A 623-nucleotide genomic window follows, 5' to 3' on the forward strand; every position below is an offset into this window, starting at 1 on the left:
CCCTAGGCATCCCCCGTGTGCTCTTGCTTACTTCTTGTTTCGTAATCAACGCTCGTTAATTCCTCCATCGCTGAAGGCAAGCGCGCTACGCTTCGTTTTTGTTACCCCTTACGTCAAAGAACGTGTACTGCTCTGGTATTTAGCAGTTTCGTGAATCAATTCCAATTGAGCTGATTCGTTATTATATGGTGGAGAATAACGGATTCGAACCGTTGACCCCCTGCGTGCAAGGCAGGTGCTCTAGCCAGCTGAGCTAATCCCCCGAGTTTCGTATCCAGCAGCGGTCCCGCTAGTACTAGTGGGCCTGCGTGGACTCGAACCACGGACCTCTACATTATCAGTGTAGCGCTCTAACCACCTGAGCTACAAGCCCGGGTTTCGACGATACCCGAAGGCAAACGTAGAATCCGTATTCAAAAATTATTTGAATGAGGAAACAAACAAAGAGTAGATTCCAAGCTCTACTTATATACTTCATAACATCGTGAGCAAGGCCGCTCCAGAAAGGAGGTGATCCAGCCGCACCTTCCGGTACGGCTACCTTGTTACGACTTAGCCCTAATTACCTGTTCTACCCTAACCGGCTTCGTTGCGGAGCACCGGCTTCAGGTCTACCAGACTTT

2 tRNA genes and 1 rRNA gene are annotated in these 623 nt (G+C 49.6%); all 3 read right to left on the reverse strand.

Annotation, left to right across the window (positions count from 1 at the left end):
* Positions 1–186 precede the first annotated feature (186 nt).
* A tRNA-Ala gene (locus ACYU7Q_RS21835) sits at positions 187–263 on the reverse strand.
* Between the two features lie 36 nt (positions 264–299).
* Positions 300–373 (reverse strand) — tRNA-Ile (locus ACYU7Q_RS21840).
* A gap of 130 nt (positions 374–503) precedes the next feature.
* Positions 504–623 (reverse strand): 16S ribosomal RNA (locus ACYU7Q_RS21845); the annotation flags it as partial.

It is taken from the genome of Hymenobacter terrigena (genome assembly GCF_054776515.1).